Source organism: Embleya sp. NPDC025285, assembly GCF_055558835.1.
On the sequence record NZ_JBVHLU010000173.1, the window covers coordinates 1 to 13,664 of the forward strand.

At 70.4% G+C, this 13,664-nt stretch carries 13 protein-coding genes and 3 pseudogenes; 12 read left to right on the top strand and 4 right to left on the bottom strand.

From position 1 onward, the window contains the following. Window positions 1-222: 222 nt before the first annotated feature. The 5 genes and pseudogenes from ACZ4FV_RS49575 to ACZ4FV_RS49595 all read left to right on the top strand — a co-directional run bounded on the left by ACZ4FV_RS49575 (window position 223) and on the right by ACZ4FV_RS49595 (window position 3,087). Window positions 223-611: pseudogene (locus tag ACZ4FV_RS49575) on the top strand (PRC-barrel domain containing protein). A 195-nt stretch (window positions 612-806) separates the two neighbouring features. Then, window positions 807-989, top strand: a complete 183-nt coding sequence (locus tag ACZ4FV_RS49580; protein ID WP_465327903.1) for a YegP family protein — start codon at window positions 807-809, stop codon at window positions 987-989. 220 nt (window positions 990-1,209) lie between these two features. Further along, window positions 1,210-1,581 (top strand): annotated as a pseudogene (locus ACZ4FV_RS49585) (ATP-binding protein); the annotation flags it as partial. A 28-nt stretch (window positions 1,582-1,609) separates the two neighbouring features. Further along, window positions 1,610-2,074 carry an STAS domain-containing protein gene (locus tag ACZ4FV_RS49590; protein WP_465327905.1) on the top strand — a complete coding sequence of 155 codons (465 nt, stop codon included), beginning with the start codon at window positions 1,610-1,612 and terminating at the stop codon, window positions 2,072-2,074. Window positions 2,075-2,226: 152 nt separating this feature from the next. After that, window positions 2,227-3,087, top strand: a complete 861-nt coding sequence (locus ACZ4FV_RS49595; protein WP_465327923.1) for a SigB/SigF/SigG family RNA polymerase sigma factor — start codon at window positions 2,227-2,229, stop codon at window positions 3,085-3,087. A gap of 460 nt (window positions 3,088-3,547) precedes the next feature. Here ACZ4FV_RS49595 and ACZ4FV_RS49600 read toward each other — a convergent pair whose 3' ends face one another. Then, the gene (locus tag ACZ4FV_RS49600) at window positions 3,548-4,756 is read right to left on the bottom strand and encodes a carboxylate-amine ligase (RefSeq protein WP_465327907.1); all 1,209 of its coding nucleotides are present in this window, start codon (window positions 4,754-4,756) and stop codon (window positions 3,548-3,550) included. Between the two features lie 159 nt (window positions 4,757-4,915). On the opposite strand from ACZ4FV_RS49600, the gene ACZ4FV_RS49605 reads away from it, so the two are divergent. The 3 genes from ACZ4FV_RS49605 (at window position 4,916) to ACZ4FV_RS49615 (ending at window position 6,923) form a co-directional block, all read left to right on the top strand. After that, on the top strand, window positions 4,916-5,569 hold the full coding sequence (locus tag ACZ4FV_RS49605; protein WP_465327909.1) for a polysaccharide pyruvyl transferase family protein: 654 nt from the start codon (window positions 4,916-4,918) through the stop codon (window positions 5,567-5,569). 366 nt (window positions 5,570-5,935) lie between these two features. Continuing rightward, window positions 5,936-6,808, top strand: coding sequence for an SDR family oxidoreductase (locus tag ACZ4FV_RS49610; RefSeq protein WP_465327911.1), 873 nt, complete (start codon window positions 5,936-5,938; stop codon window positions 6,806-6,808). Next, on the top strand, window positions 6,723-6,923 hold the full coding sequence (locus tag ACZ4FV_RS49615; protein WP_465327913.1) for a YegP family protein: 201 nt from the start codon (window positions 6,723-6,725) through the stop codon (window positions 6,921-6,923). The genes ACZ4FV_RS49610 and ACZ4FV_RS49615 overlap by 86 nt, the downstream gene beginning before the upstream one ends. Before the next feature lie 834 nt (window positions 6,924-7,757). Here ACZ4FV_RS49615 and ACZ4FV_RS49620 read toward each other — a convergent pair. Further along, a complete protein-coding gene (locus ACZ4FV_RS49620; protein WP_465327914.1) occupies window positions 7,758-8,366 on the bottom strand; it encodes a lytic polysaccharide monooxygenase in 609 nt (202 codons plus the stop codon). A 593-nt stretch (window positions 8,367-8,959) separates the two neighbouring features. On the opposite strand from ACZ4FV_RS49620, the gene ACZ4FV_RS49625 reads away from it, so the two are divergent. Together ACZ4FV_RS49625 and ACZ4FV_RS49630 are read left to right on the top strand one after the other, a co-directional pair. Next, window positions 8,960-9,130 (top strand): hypothetical protein, encoded by a 171-nt coding sequence (locus tag ACZ4FV_RS49625; protein WP_465327916.1) that lies wholly within the window; start codon window positions 8,960-8,962, stop codon window positions 9,128-9,130. Between the two features lie 516 nt (window positions 9,131-9,646). Continuing rightward, entirely contained in the window at window positions 9,647-11,122 is a 1,476-nt protein-coding gene (locus ACZ4FV_RS49630) for an aminotransferase class I/II-fold pyridoxal phosphate-dependent enzyme (RefSeq protein ID WP_465327918.1), read from the top strand. Here the strand turns inward: ACZ4FV_RS49630 and ACZ4FV_RS49635 are convergent. Beyond that, a complete protein-coding gene (locus ACZ4FV_RS49635; protein ID WP_465327925.1) occupies window positions 11,004-11,750 on the bottom strand; it encodes an FUSC family protein in 747 nt (248 codons plus the stop codon). The two genes, ACZ4FV_RS49630 and ACZ4FV_RS49635, sit on opposite strands and share 119 nt — an antisense overlap. Before the next feature lie 62 nt (window positions 11,751-11,812). Further along, window positions 11,813-11,962, bottom strand: coding sequence for a hypothetical protein (locus tag ACZ4FV_RS49640; RefSeq protein WP_465327927.1), 150 nt, complete (start codon window positions 11,960-11,962; stop codon window positions 11,813-11,815). Between ACZ4FV_RS49640 and ACZ4FV_RS49645 the strand changes: the two genes are divergently transcribed. Both ACZ4FV_RS49645 and ACZ4FV_RS49650 read left to right on the top strand, forming a co-directional pair. After that, window positions 11,961-12,449, top strand: a complete 489-nt coding sequence (locus ACZ4FV_RS49645; protein ID WP_465327921.1) for an SRPBCC family protein — start codon at window positions 11,961-11,963, stop codon at window positions 12,447-12,449. The genes ACZ4FV_RS49640 and ACZ4FV_RS49645 overlap by 2 nt on opposite strands. Then, window positions 12,446-13,570, top strand: a pseudogene (locus ACZ4FV_RS49650) (phytoene desaturase family protein); the annotation flags it as partial. The gene ACZ4FV_RS49645 and the pseudogene ACZ4FV_RS49650, both read left to right, overlap by 4 nt. Window positions 13,571-13,664: the final 94 nt, after the last annotated feature.

Here is a 13,664-nt window from a genome sequence, read left to right on the forward strand (position 1 = left end):
CTCGGTTGCTGATCGGCCTTCGAAACAGCCCCGAGCATGCCCGCCGATCATGCTCGCGCGCCGGGAAACACCAAGATCACCGACAGAGTCAAGCTCAGAGCGTGGGTGTGGGGCAGGAACGGCGGGGCAGGCGTGCGCAGAACCATTGCGTACGAGTCCCGGGCGGCGGGAGGCGGTTCGCCGTCTGCCGCAGGGGGTCGTCGATATCCGAGGAGGGTTTCTGTGAGCACCGGCGACAATGTGTGGGGTCACCGTCCCGAGTCCGGCTACACCGCGGGTACGAGCCTGGCCGGCTACAGGTCGATGCCACCGACGGTCACATCGGCAAGGTCGACAAGCACAACGACGACGTCGACGCGTCCTATCTGGTGGTCGACACAGGTGTGTGGATCTTCGGCAAGCACGTCCTGCTTCCCGCGGGCACGATCGCGAGCATCGACACCGAGAACAAGGTCGTCCACGTCTCGCGCACCAAGGAGGAGATCAAGAACTCCCCCGAATTCGACAAGGACAAGCACCTCGACGACCACGACCACCGCAGCCGCACCGGCGACTACTACGGCAACACCGCACCGGGCACCCCGGGCGCCGGCCCCGCAGGCACGCCGTAGCAGGCGAGCGGATCCGGTTTGGACGCCGACCCGCGAGGCTGTCAGCCGCGGGCGGCGTCGTCCGGCATCGCGTCCGTGATCGACGGTCGGCGAGGCCGACGTGACGTGCTCCGAGTCCGTTCTCGCGACCCACATCCGCGGGTACCGACACCATCGGTGCGGTGCCCGCACGAACCGAGAGGCCGGGTGAATCCCGTGGCAGGCAAGTTCGAGGTGTACACCGACAAAAACGGCAGGTTCAGGTTCCGGCTCAAGGCGGGCAACGGCGAGATCGTCGCCACCGGTGAGGCCTACGAGACCAAGGCCGCCTGCCTCAAGGGCGTCGAATCGGTGAGGACCAACGCAGCCGACGCCAAGGTCGAGACCCTCGACTCGTGACCCCCGCCGGGCCAAGGTCCCTGGCGGCCACACTCTCCGTTGGCACCTCCTCGCCGAGGACATCGACGGCATCGCGCCGCGCCGGCGAGCGCGGCGGCCCCGGGTCCGGCCGTCGGCAGGGCCCCGGCGCGCAGCCGACTGCGCGTTCTTCTCTACGCGCGGGTCTGCCGGCGCGGATCGGCGGTGCTTCACCGAGACCATCACGGGTTCGAGCCCGGACATGACCATTCCGCCACGCAACCCGCCTACAGCGGCCCGGAGTTGGACCCTGACGCACAGCCCCGGTGTCCTGGGCCTGGTCCGCGACGCGGTCCGCGACGCCCTCGGCGCCTGGTGTTGGCCCCGGGACCGCGCGGACGACGTCGTCCAGATCGTTTCGGAACTGGTCGGCAACGTTCTTCGCCACACCCGTGGCGAGGCCGAGTTGACCCTGACTCCCCTCCCCGACGGAGTCGAGATCGTGGTGGGCGATCACGCCCGCGGTCTCCTCGTCTTCCAACGTCCCGCGAACGGCGACGGCGGATACGGCCTACGCCTGCTCGACATGCTCACCACAACGTGGACCGTCGAACAGCACGGGGCGGGCAAACACGTCCGTGCCCGCATCCGACGTTTAAGCCGTGCGACACGGCCACGCGATCGAGTGCAACGATGTGGTCATCCCCGACGAGCAAGGCGGCGATCCGATGAGCGTGGCCGAACCCGACCTCGTTCTGACCACGCACACCCCGCGTCCGGGCGTCGCGGTCGTCGACGTTCGCGGACATCTCGACCACCACACCGCGCCCCGACTGCGCGAACGCGGATACGAGCTGATCGACCGAGGACTCCACCATGTGGTGCTGAACCTGGCCGGCCTGCGGTTCTCCGACTCCACCGGCCTGGCCGTCCTGGTCGCCCTCCACCACCGCACCCGCGCCCACCGGGGCACCGTCGCCGTCGCGGCCCCACCCGAGCGCTTCCGCAGGATGCTGCGCGTGACCGGCCTGTCCCTCGCCGTCCCCGAACACCACGACGTGGACCACGCCCTGGCCGCGATCGAAACCGACGACACCCCCCGCTCCGGGGTACGCCACGACAGCTAGAACAGGCGTGCGCGCGGGACGACCGCAGCGACGAGACATATCGGGTGGGACGCACGGTTCGGTATCCGGCTCACTACTGCATACGGGTGTATCCGGCGTCGCCCTGGGCAGGCTGGCCTCGCGCCCGTCCGACGATCGAAAGAGATGCCCAGATGCGCCCGAGCACCGCGAACATCACCGAGCCGACCGTCACCGCATGCCACCCGCGTCCCGTCGACCTCCCCACGACCGAGGACGCGGCGCAGATGAGCGCGACGGACGCCCGGGCGATGTCCAAGGTGCTCTTCGATCGGCTGAAGGTGCTGGAGGAGGGCACGCACGAGTACCAGTACGTGCGCAACACCCTCATCGAGCTGAACATCCCGCTCGTGCGCTACGTCGCCGGGAGATTCCGGACTCGTCCCGAGACCACCGAGGAGATGGTCCAGGTCGGCACGATAGGCCTGATCAAGGCCATCGACCGGTTCGATCCCGGGTTCGGCACCGAGTTCCCCACCTTCGCCATCCCCACCATCTCCGGCGAGATCAAGCGCTTCTTCCGCGACACCTCCTGGGCGGTGCACGTCCCGCGCCGCCTGCAGGAGTTGCGCCTGGAGCTGGCCAGGGCCCGCGACGCGTTCACCACCGAACACGATCGCGAACCCACCAAGGCCGAACTCGCCACCCTCACCGGGACGAGCGTCGAGGAGGTCGCCGAGGGGCTGACCGCCTCGGCCGGCTACACCGCCGCGTCCCTGGACGCCCCTGCCGGCGACGACGACGGTCCGGCGGGTGCGTACAGCGCGCGGGCGTCGTTCGTGGACCCGGGCTTCGACATGGTCGAGAACCTGCACGTCCTCGAACCCGCCATCGCGGCCCTTCCCGAACGCGAACGCGACATCGTGTCCATGCGCTTCGGCCAGGACATGACCCAGGCCGAGATCGGCGAACGCCTGGGCCTGTCCCAGATGCACATCTCCCGGCTGATCTCCCGCATCCTCGACAAACTCCGCGCCGAACTGATTGCCCCCTGACCGCTCCCGGATCGCCCGATGCGTCGACAACGGCCCCGGCCGTCGGCCGGGGCCCTATCGCGGGCCGATGGTGAAGGCGTCGCGAACTCGCCTTGCGGTGGTCTCGGCTGCACCGGCCGCAACGGCGTGTGTCCGCCGCGTTCGCGTGCCGGGCTGCTCACCGGCGCGAGAACGCGGCCGCGATCCCCGAAGGCATCACCATCAACCCGGCCCCCGGCGTCGGACGCGGCGCTCTCGGCGAGGGCTTGCGCAGACCCACACCGAATGGGGGATGCCAACGCCGGTCCCCCGATGCCGAGCAGCGCGCCCGTCAGCGGCAATCCGCGCCCCTGCCGTGTAGTTCGTGCTCGTCGACCGAGCCCAGTCGGTTCAGCAGGATGCCCACACACGCGAACAGGGCCGTCTTGGCCCCGGCATGGGTAAGTCTGTCCGTGCGGGGCTCCCGACGGGGTTGCCGCTTCTATCGGTGAGGTTGTGGGGCTGCGGTCGTCTTGGTGGCAATCAAGTCCATGAGTGCTTGGGGACCGCCGCGGCGGACGGCCGCGCGTTGTCGTTGGGCGCCGGTTCCTTCGGCGAGCAATCGGTGCACGAGCGCGATCACGCGCTCTGCGTCGCCGGTGTCCTGGAGGGCCGGCCGTACGTGGCCCATCAACCGGCCGACCAGGTCCCCAGCGGGGACGCGGCGGGGGATCCGCGGGTCGATGAGCGCGTCGCCCAAGCCGTAGCGCGCGGCGTGCCATTGGGCCGCGGCCAGGAGCTCCGGGGCCGGTCGGGCAAGAGGGGCGCCTGCCGTGTCCTCGTTCAGGGCCGTCGTGATCAACGCACGGACGACCCCCGCGAGGAGCACCGCCTCGTCGACGCGCAGTTGGACGTCCATGGCGCGCACCTCGACGGTGGGGTACCGCTCCGAGAGCCGGGCCTGCCAGTAGATCCTGCCGCGATCCCGCAGCGCCCCGACGTCCCGGAGATCGTCCACGCGCCGGTCGTAGTCGCTGGCATCGGCGAACAGCGGCGGGATGCCGCTGACCGACCACCGGCCGAAGACGACGGTACGCCAGCCGGCGAAGCCGGTGTCGTCGCCGAGCCACATGGGAGAGTTCGCGGACATCGCCACCAGGAGCGGCAGCCAGGGCCGCAGCCGATTGATCACGGCTACGCCCGCGTCGCGGTCGGGTATTCCCACGTGGACGTGCATACCGTTGATCAATTGCTCGTCGACCAGTCGCGCAGCGTCCGTGTGCAGATACCGGTAGCGCGGACGCGCCGTGACCGACGGCTGCCCCTCGGAGGCGAAGGCCGCCGGACCGCAAGGCGCGAGCATGCACCCGGTCTGCTCGGCCGCAGCGGAGACCGCCCGCCGCAGCCGCAGCAGGTGATCGCCGACTTCGCCGAGGCTCTCGCACACCGGGGTCGCCACCTCCACCTGGACCTGGAGCATCTCCGGTTGTACCTCACCCTCCTCGAGCGCGGGCTGTAGGTCGGCCGCCGCACGAACCGACTCCGCACAGGCGACCGGCTCCCCGTCCTCACGGTCCAGCAGCAGAAACTCCTCTTCGACGCCGAGGGTGATCACCTGCGGTCGTCCCCCGCCCGCAGGGCGGGCCGGTCCGGGCACCGGAACCGGCGGGTGGTCTGCGCCCCGGTCGCGCGGGCGGGCGGAATCCGGCATCGTGACTCCTTCGCATGCAGTGGCCCACCGCCTACCCTGTGGCGGTCCGCCCATGCGAGACCCGAGTCCCGAACGCCGGACCTCGGGCGAGGGACGGCCGCCCCGCAGGCGCTGGGGCCGCTGGTGCCGCTCACGACCGCGACCGCCGTTCTGCTGCCAGTGGGTGAAATGGAGCCGGCGCCCTGGCACGGCGCGCGCCCCGACCTCGGCGTCGACCTGCACGAATGCGGGCCTGCCAGTCACGACCTGGTGGCCGCGTTGTCGCCGCGTCGTTTCGTGGCCTTCGGCGGGTCCACCGGCGGCGGCTATTCAAGTCCGCCTTGGCGAGGGGACGAGCACGAGCGGGCGCGCTGGTGTCGTCTGTGCATCGAGTCCGGGGTAATCGCCGATCCGCACGACCTGGTTTTGCGCCCGCTGAACCGCCCCGCCGCCCGGGCGTTGGTCAGCGCGACCGTGATGTATCCCGGGGCGGTGTCGCCTGCTCATCGGTGGCCGTCGGAACGCTTGGCGGCGCTGACCGGACACGGGCGGGCAGGGCCATCCGGTCGTGGTCACCGGCGGCCCGGAGGACGACGCGCTGGTGGCGCGGGTGGCGGAGGCGGCGACGAGTTGTTGTGCGCGGCCGTCGAACAAGTCCAGTCGGTGCTGACTCGGTTGGACCTGGTCGCGACCACCCGACTGCACGGGCTCGTCCTTGCTCTCGCCTCCAACGTGCCGGTCCTGGCGGTCGACCCGGTACGAGGTGGTGCGAAGGTGGCGGCGCAGGCGGGCGCACGGGATTGGCCGGTGACCGCGCCGGCGAACACGTCATAGGCCGGTCGGTACCCGAAGGCGACGCCCCTGCGGCGGTGCCTGTCGGCGCAGGGCCGGAAGGCCACCGAACTCCGAGCCGCGCCGGCACACGAGTCCGGCGCGGATCAACTGGCGCGCCTCGGCCTCGCACTCGCGTTGCCGACGGTGGCACCGGACCCGGCCGGCGATCCGGGCGCGTCGCCTCATTGAACCGGGGACAGGCTCCCTGCGCCGGTGCGGGGGTCGCCTTCCGGGCCGCATGGCGACGGCCGAGCCGGGTACCGGTCGAGATTCACGCCCGGCATTATCCGCACAACCCGGCGCCGGCGTGTGGCGCGGGACAGCCGCAGCGCGCCGCAAGCCCGAGTCGACGGACAGGAGAGCAAGATGAGCACGCCATCGGAACAGCACCCCGCGCCCCCGCAGCAACAAGCGGCGCCCGGGACGACCCAGGCCATGGACCCCACGCCTCATGACGAGATGCGCGACTACCCCGGCAGCGGTCTTCTGGAGGGCCGCCGGGCGCTGATCACCGGCGGGGATTCGGGGATCGGGCGGGCGGTCGCGGTCGCGTTCGCCAAGGAGGGCGCCGACGTGGCCATCGCGTATCTGTCGGAGCAGGAGGACGAGGACGCGGCCCACACCGCTCGGCTCGTCGAACAGGCCGGTCGGGCCTGTGCCGTGTACCGGGCCGACCTGTCCGTCGAACACAACTGCCGCGACGTGGTCGAGCGCACCGTCTCCGACCTCGGTGGCCTGGACATCCTGGTCAACAACTGTGGCACCCAGAAGCCCGTCGACGACCTTGCCCAACTGGACAGCGATCAGTGGGAGTACACCTTCAGGGTCAATATCCACAGCTTCTTCTGGACGACCAAGGCGGCGCTGGAGCACCTGACTCCCGGCGGTTCGATCATCAACACGTCCTCCATCAACGGCCTGCGCGGCAACAAGTCGCTGATCGACTACTCCGCCACCAAAGGTGCGATTCTGGCGCTGACGTATTCGCTCGCCCAAGCCCTGCGCGAGCGCGGCATCCGGGTCAACTGCGTCGCGCCGGGGCCGGTATGGACCCCGCTGATCCCCGCGACATTCCCACCGGAAAAGGTCGAGTCGTTCGGGCAGCAGACGCCGATGGGCCGGGCCGCTCAGCCGGACGAGATCGCTCCCTCGTATGTGTTTTTCGCCTCCGAGCGGCTCTCGGGCTACTACTCGGGTGAGGTATTGGCCCCCATCGGCGGCGAGACGCTGCCCGGATAGACAGTTCGACGCCACCGGTGAGGCCTACGAGACCAAGGCCGCCGCCTGCCTCAAGGGCGTCGAATCGGTGAGGACCAACGCAGCCGACGCCAAGGTCGAGACCCTCGACTCGTGACCCCCGCCGGGGCCGCCGCACCGGCGAGCGCGGCGGGCCCGGGTCCGGCCGTCGGCAGGGCCCCTGCGCGGACCCGCCTTTGCGGACCCGCCTGTGCGGACCCGCCTGTGCGGACCCGCCTGTGCGGACCCGCCTGTGCGGACCCGCCTGTGCGGACCCGCCTGCGCGGATCGGCGGTGCTTCACGAATCACCACGGTGGGAGCCCGGCTACGATCAGTCCGCCACGCAACCCTCCTTCAGCGGCCCGGAGTTGGACCCTGACGCACAGCCCCGGTGTCCGAGAGCTCGGTGGTGACCTGGTCGAGCTCACGAGGCGCGCAGGGGCCCGGGTTACGCCTTCCGCGGATCCCGCATGGCGGCGCGCGAGTCGCGGCATCCTCGGCTTGGGGGCAAACCCGGGCTCGTACCCGCCGGTGGTCGATCGGCGGCGCGGTCCCACATCCGGGCCGGCGTCCCTCGCGGGGATGATCGCGCTGTATGCCGAAGAACGTGTGTACGTAACGGGGAGCGGGCGACTACTCCCGGGAGGTTGTGCGGACGATGCTGGTCAAAGGCGCAGGAGGCCGGCGTATTGCCCCTGCCGCGGCGTGGCCGGCCTCGACGGATCTCCGACGAGACCATCGAGTGTGGGTGCTGGTTCGGGTCGAGGACGGTATGACCGTCACGGCCTTGACGGAGGCGGGAGGAGATTCGTCGAGAGGCGTTCAATCGCCGGGTTCAACAGTCGCCTCGCAGAGGTCCCGAATTGCCCGGCACCCGCCGCGCGGACGAGGAGGCGGACAGCCGCATCGGCGCGACCGGCCACCGGCGGGGTGCCCCGTATCCGATGTGGCCTATCGTTCGTACACCAGGTCGATCACCTGGTATAGGGCGTCCGCCCGATCGGCGAACTCGCACACGGCGAGCAGGACGTGATGCCCGGGCCGCCGATCGGGCAGAACGATCCCGTGGGCCGTGTTCCGGCTGCTCGATCGGTTGCCACCGGCCTCGCCCGAGTCGGGAAGGACGACGGCTACGGGGTCCCGCCCGAACTGCGCCCGTGCCAGCGGGAGGTATGGATCCCAGTCCTCGCTGCTGAGGAAGTAGTTGATCCGCCGGATCCGTCCCGGCCCGTCGAATTCCCAGAGCACCCGAAGGCGTTGCCCGGACCGCACGGGCGTTTTGAACCAGTCCTCGCGGACCTCGTCGAGGAACGCGGCGGCGGCCGATCCCGCACTCGCGATCCGCCCGTCCGCCGGAGGCAGGTTGTTCGGGACGTCCCCACGGGGGATCGAGGCTTCGCTTGCATCGGGGCAATCGTGGCCCGCAGTGATCAGTGGGAAGTACTTCCCGGCAAGGAGCGCTCCGGCCTCGTGGGGGAGCAGATGGATCGCCGCCCGCGACGGCGGCGAGGTGACCACGCCCCGCGGGTGCGCGAGCCGACGACGCCGACCCGTCTCCATGCTTCCTCCCCGCCTTGTCCGGCTTCATCCGACCGCTCCCGGATCCACAGTCGCGGCCCACTCGGAGTCTGGCCATATGGGGAGGCGGCAAACCCACCCCAATGGCCGAGGTCGGGCTCGACATCGTGCGCGCGTGGGGGCTTTTCGGGGAGCACCTGCTCGGGGGAGAAGCGGGCGAGGTCCCGCACGGCGCCGAGGAGGGCGAGAGCATGATGCTCGCGTGCGCGTGTGCGTGCGACGGCTTCGGCTGCCGGGCGTTGATGGCGAGGATCACCGCCGGAGGAGAAACCGTGACGTGGTCGAACATTCGAAACACCCGACGCGAGCTGCACCCGCGCCCGCCGGAGGCGGTGGCGGGTAGGTGGGACGTGGCGGTGTCCCCGGGGGAAAGTCGGGCAGCGGCGGGCGATCATCCATGTGTGTCCCTCCAAGAGTGGCAGCGTCCTTGACCGGACAGCGGCACAGACTAGCTTCCGCCCGGCCCGGCAGGCCCAGGGAACTCCCTTGCGTCCGCGCGCAATCAGCCTGTCGAACCTTGCCGACCGCCGCGCCGCGCCGCGGTGACGTCCGGGCGGAGCACCCCAGGTCTCGGCGTGGGGACGCAGAAGCCTCGCGAGCCGGAGCGGCACTCACGTCGGGCCGACCGCGTCGGCGCCGACGCCCGCATCAGCGACAATAATCCGCTGCTCGTCCACGCCATGTACGACGGCGCGCGGACCAGCCGGGAGGCGGCCACGAGGATCACGGTGTCCAACGGTTGGTGATCGACGGCCCGGTGTCCGGGTGACCGGTGCGGATCACGGTCCCTCGACCTTCCCCGAAGGTCGAGGGACCGAATGCCTCGTCGGGCAGCGGACAGTGGATTCCCAAGGGTCCGCCCCGCCTGTGCAGGTCGGTCTGCCGGCTCGTCGGCGTCGCGCGGGACGGCGGTGCCCAATGGACTCGTCCTGGAAACCTGGGCGTCTCCTCCCGAAGCGGGGGAGGAGCCGCCCGACCGGCCTACGGAGTCGGAACGTTCGCGGCGAGCAGGCACTGCTCGCGCAACGCCGACCACAATGCTGCCGGAATCTCAGTGGTGGAGAGCTCTACGTTTTCGGCGATCCCCTCCGGCGTCGCCGCACCGACGAGCACGCGGCGGACCGCCGGATGAGCCGACGGGAACCGGAGTGCGGCGGCGGCCTCACCGGATCCGCAGCGTTCTGGGGTCGGCGCTCCTGCCTCGCAGGACGCGCGTACGCCGGCAATGTGTCGGTGTCCAGGGATCCGGGCAGCCGGGTGATATGGATCAGTCGGAGACGCCCATTTTGGATGCACTGGCGGCCTATCACAAAAAGGCCTACACACCGTTCTCGCCGCCGGGCCACAAACAGGGTCGCGGCATCGACGCCCGCACCGCGGCGGTGCTGGGGCAGGACGTGTTCCGCTCCGACGTGCTGGCGACCTCGGGGCTGGACGACCGCATGTCCACCGGCCGCGTTCTCGAACGCGCCGAGGAACTCATGGCCGAGGCGGTGCACGCCAAGCACACCTTCTTCTCCACCTGCGGCAGTTCGCTCTCGGTCAAAAGCGCGATGCTCTCGGTCGCCGGGCCACACGAGAAGCTGGTGATCTCCCGCGACGCGCACAAATCCGTGGTCTCCGGTCTCGTCCTCTCCGGCGTTCGCCCGATCTGGGTGGACCCGACCTGGGACCCCGAACTCCATCTCGCGCATCCGCCACGAGCCGAGGCCTACGCCGCTGCTTTCGCCGAACACCCGGATGCCAGAGGCGCGTTGGTCACCAGCCCCACCCCGTACGGAACGTGCGCAGACCTGGCCGCGATCGCCGAGGTCTGCCACCGCCATGGTCGACCGCTGATCGTCGACGAGGCGTGGGGCGCCCACCTGCCGTTCCATCCCGACCTGCCCACATGGGCGATGGACGCCGGCGCCGACGTGTGCGTGACAAGCGTGCACAAGATGGGGGGCGGGCTGGAACAAAGCTCGGTCTTCCACCACCAAGGCGATCTGGTGGACCCCGATGTCCTCGCCTCCCGCGCCGACCTACTCGGCACCACCAGCCCCAACGTCCTGATCTACGCGGCCCTCGACGGCTGGCGTGCGCACATGGTCGCCGACGGACACCGCCTGCTCGACGCCGCGCTGCGGAGGGCCCGCTCGGTGCGGGCGAGCATCGAGAAGATCGACGGCATGCACGTCCACCACGCCGAGTTCCTGGGACCACAACGCGCTCACGACCTCGACCCGCTCCAGGTCATCATCGACATCAAGGCGCTGGGTCCCAGCGGCTACACCGCTGCCGACTGGCTGCGCCGGCACCACCGGGTCAACCTGCATGTCTCCGACCACCGCCGGATCAGCGCGCAACTGACCTACGCCGACGACGACCACACCACCGAGACGTTGCTCGAAGCGCTCCGAGACCTGGCCGCCCACGCCGACTCGATGGCGGACGAGCGAAGTAGCGTCCGAGTACCCGCCCCGCACGAACTGCGCCTGGAACAGGTACTCCTCCCCAGGGACGCCTTCTTCGCCCGCACCGACCAGGTCCCTGTCCGCGACGCGGTCGGCCGCATCAGTGCCGAGATGCTCACGCCGTACCCGCCGGGCATCCCCGCCGCCCTGCCCGGCGAACGGCTCACGGCCCCGGTCGTGGACTACCTGACGTCCGGGGTCCGGTCCGGCATGGTCGTTCCGGACGCGGTGGACCCCGAACTCGGCAGCATCCGTGTGGTGGACGAGGAACTCGACAGGTAGGCGCCGCTAGGCAGCGAACCGGCGCGGGCAACGGCCGTTCGACGGCGAAAGGCATATGCTCGGCGACTTCTTCCTCGGGTATCGATCCTCGTTGCACGAGGTCCCGACCGCCGGCCGCTGCCCGTGCCGAAATCACCGAACTCCGCCGGACGCAAGGGCGGGTGTCAGGTCGGGACGGCGGGACAGGCTCGGGCCATGTCATCTGTTTGTTGGGGACGGCGTCCCCGAACCGCCGCCAGTTGCCGATCAGCATCGTGATCGGCAGCACCGCCGCCATCGCCCCGATGGTGCTGCCGCACATCACCCAGGCGAGCGCGGCGATCAGTGTGCCGAAGGTCATCGACACCAGGACCTGGAGCGCCTGCGCGACCGATCGGTACACCGTCGCCTGAACGAGCACGATCGCCACCCAGGGCGCCATGATGGCCATCGGGGCCCGCAGCCACCACCCGGCCACGGCCCAGCTGAGCACCGCCGCGAGCGCGGCCTTGGCCGACTGCCCAACCAGATCCCGCTCGCGCCCCGGGCCTCGCCAGGCCCGGACGGTCGACCGCCCGATCCCCCGAAGTTCGGCCCCGATTACTGCGGGCGCACCACGAATACGTCGTCCCCAAGAAACGGCTGACATGGCCCGAGCCTGTCCCGCAGTCCCGATTTGACACCTGCCTTCGCGTCCGACGGCGGTGCCGTTTACGCGGTCGATTCGGCGGCACCGATGCGCGTCCGGATGGCACTCGCATCGCCGATCCACGTCTCCTCGGCCGGTGACAGGCAGCACGAATCCGGCAGGCCCTCGACCGTTCGGATATACACGATCAGGTCCGGGTAGTCGCCCCGCATGGCACGACGACAGCAGTTGATCGACGCGAGTACCGCACGGGTATGGGACGTACTCGCGGACGCACGGCGCTATGCCGAGTGGGTCGTGGGCACCAAGCGCGTCGAAAGCGCCGACGATACGTGGCCTCGAGAGGGAGCGTGCCTGGTGTACACGATCGGGCTCGGGCCGATCACGTTCCGGGACCGGTGCATCGTCCGGCTCTGCGAACCCGGCAGACGCCTGGAGTTGGAGGCGGTGGCGCCGCCGTTGGGCACGGCTCGCATCGGCATCGAACTGGTGCGGTGGGACACCGACACCCTGGTCCTGGTGGACGAACATCCGCTCCGCGGCCCGGCCGCGCGTCTACACGGCCCACCGGGCGAGTTCCTTTTGCACCTGCGCAACCGCAGAATGCTTCGCAACCTCGCCCGGGTCGCCGAGGAACCGCCGGAGGCCGCGCACACGCCGGCGCCCGACGCGGGCTCCGGACCCGAAGGACCCCGATGACCGGCGAGGCCGACGCGGTCGTCATCGGCGCCGGCCCGAACGGGCTGGTGGCCGCCAACATCCTCGCGGATCGCGGATGGCGCATCGAGGTGCTGGAGGCCCGAGAGGTTCCCGGCGGCGCGGTGCACAGCGACCGCGGCGTGCATCCGGACTTCGTGAGCGACACGTTCAGTTCCTTCCACCCCCTCGCGGTCGCCTCGCCCGCGATCGCCGCACTGAACCTGCACCAGTTCGGACTTCGCTGGAGCCACGCCCCCTCGGTCCTGGCACACCCCCTCGCCGACGGACGCTGCGCCGTGCTGCGCCGCGGCGTCGATGCCACGGTCGGGGGGCTTGCGGCGGACTTCGGCGCCGACGACGGAGCGGGCTGGCGCAGACTGTCGGCACTGTGGGACCGCTTGGACCCGCATCTGGTGAATGCGTTTCTGACTCCCTTCCCACCGATTCGTTCCGCGGTGGCGCTCGCGGCGCGACTGGGGGCGGTGGACGGCCTGCGGTTCGCGCGGATGATGGTCCTGCCGGTACGCCGGCTGGGCGAGGAGCAGTTCTCCGATGTCGGGGCCACGATGCTGTTGGCCGGCTGTGCGCTGCACGCGGACCTGTTGCCGGAGGCCGCCCCGAGCGCGGCGTACGGTTGGCTCCTGGCCATGCTCGGCCAGCAGTACGGGTGGCCGGCCCCGGTGGGCGGCGCCGGCGCGCTGGCCGACGCGCTGGTTCGACGCCTCATCTCCAAGGGCGGCATCGTGCGCTGCGGCACGCGGGTGACGTCGGTCGTCGTGCGTGGCGGTGCGGCTCTGGGCGTACGCACGGCGGGCGGCGAGGCGGTGCGGGCGCGGCGGGCAGTGCTGGCGGACGTACCGGCGCCGATGCTGTACGGGGGGCTCGTCTCGTGGGACGACCTGCCCACGCGGCTGCGCGAGGACCTGCGCCGGTTTGCCTGGGACCCGGGGACGTTCAAGATCGACTGGGCCCTGAACGGACCGATCCCATGGACGGCGGACGAAGCGTCCCAAGCCGGCACCGTGCACGTCGCCGGCGACCTTTCCGAACTCTCCGACTACGCCGTGCAGATCGGCTCGGGCCGATTGCCCGTCCACCCGTTCCTGCTCTTGGGACAGATGGGGCTTCCCCCCGATGTGAGGACACGTCTATGCGGCGTTTGCGAGTGTAGGTGAGATCGCCCGAAGCTCGGCTTCGTAGTTGGTGGGGCTGAGT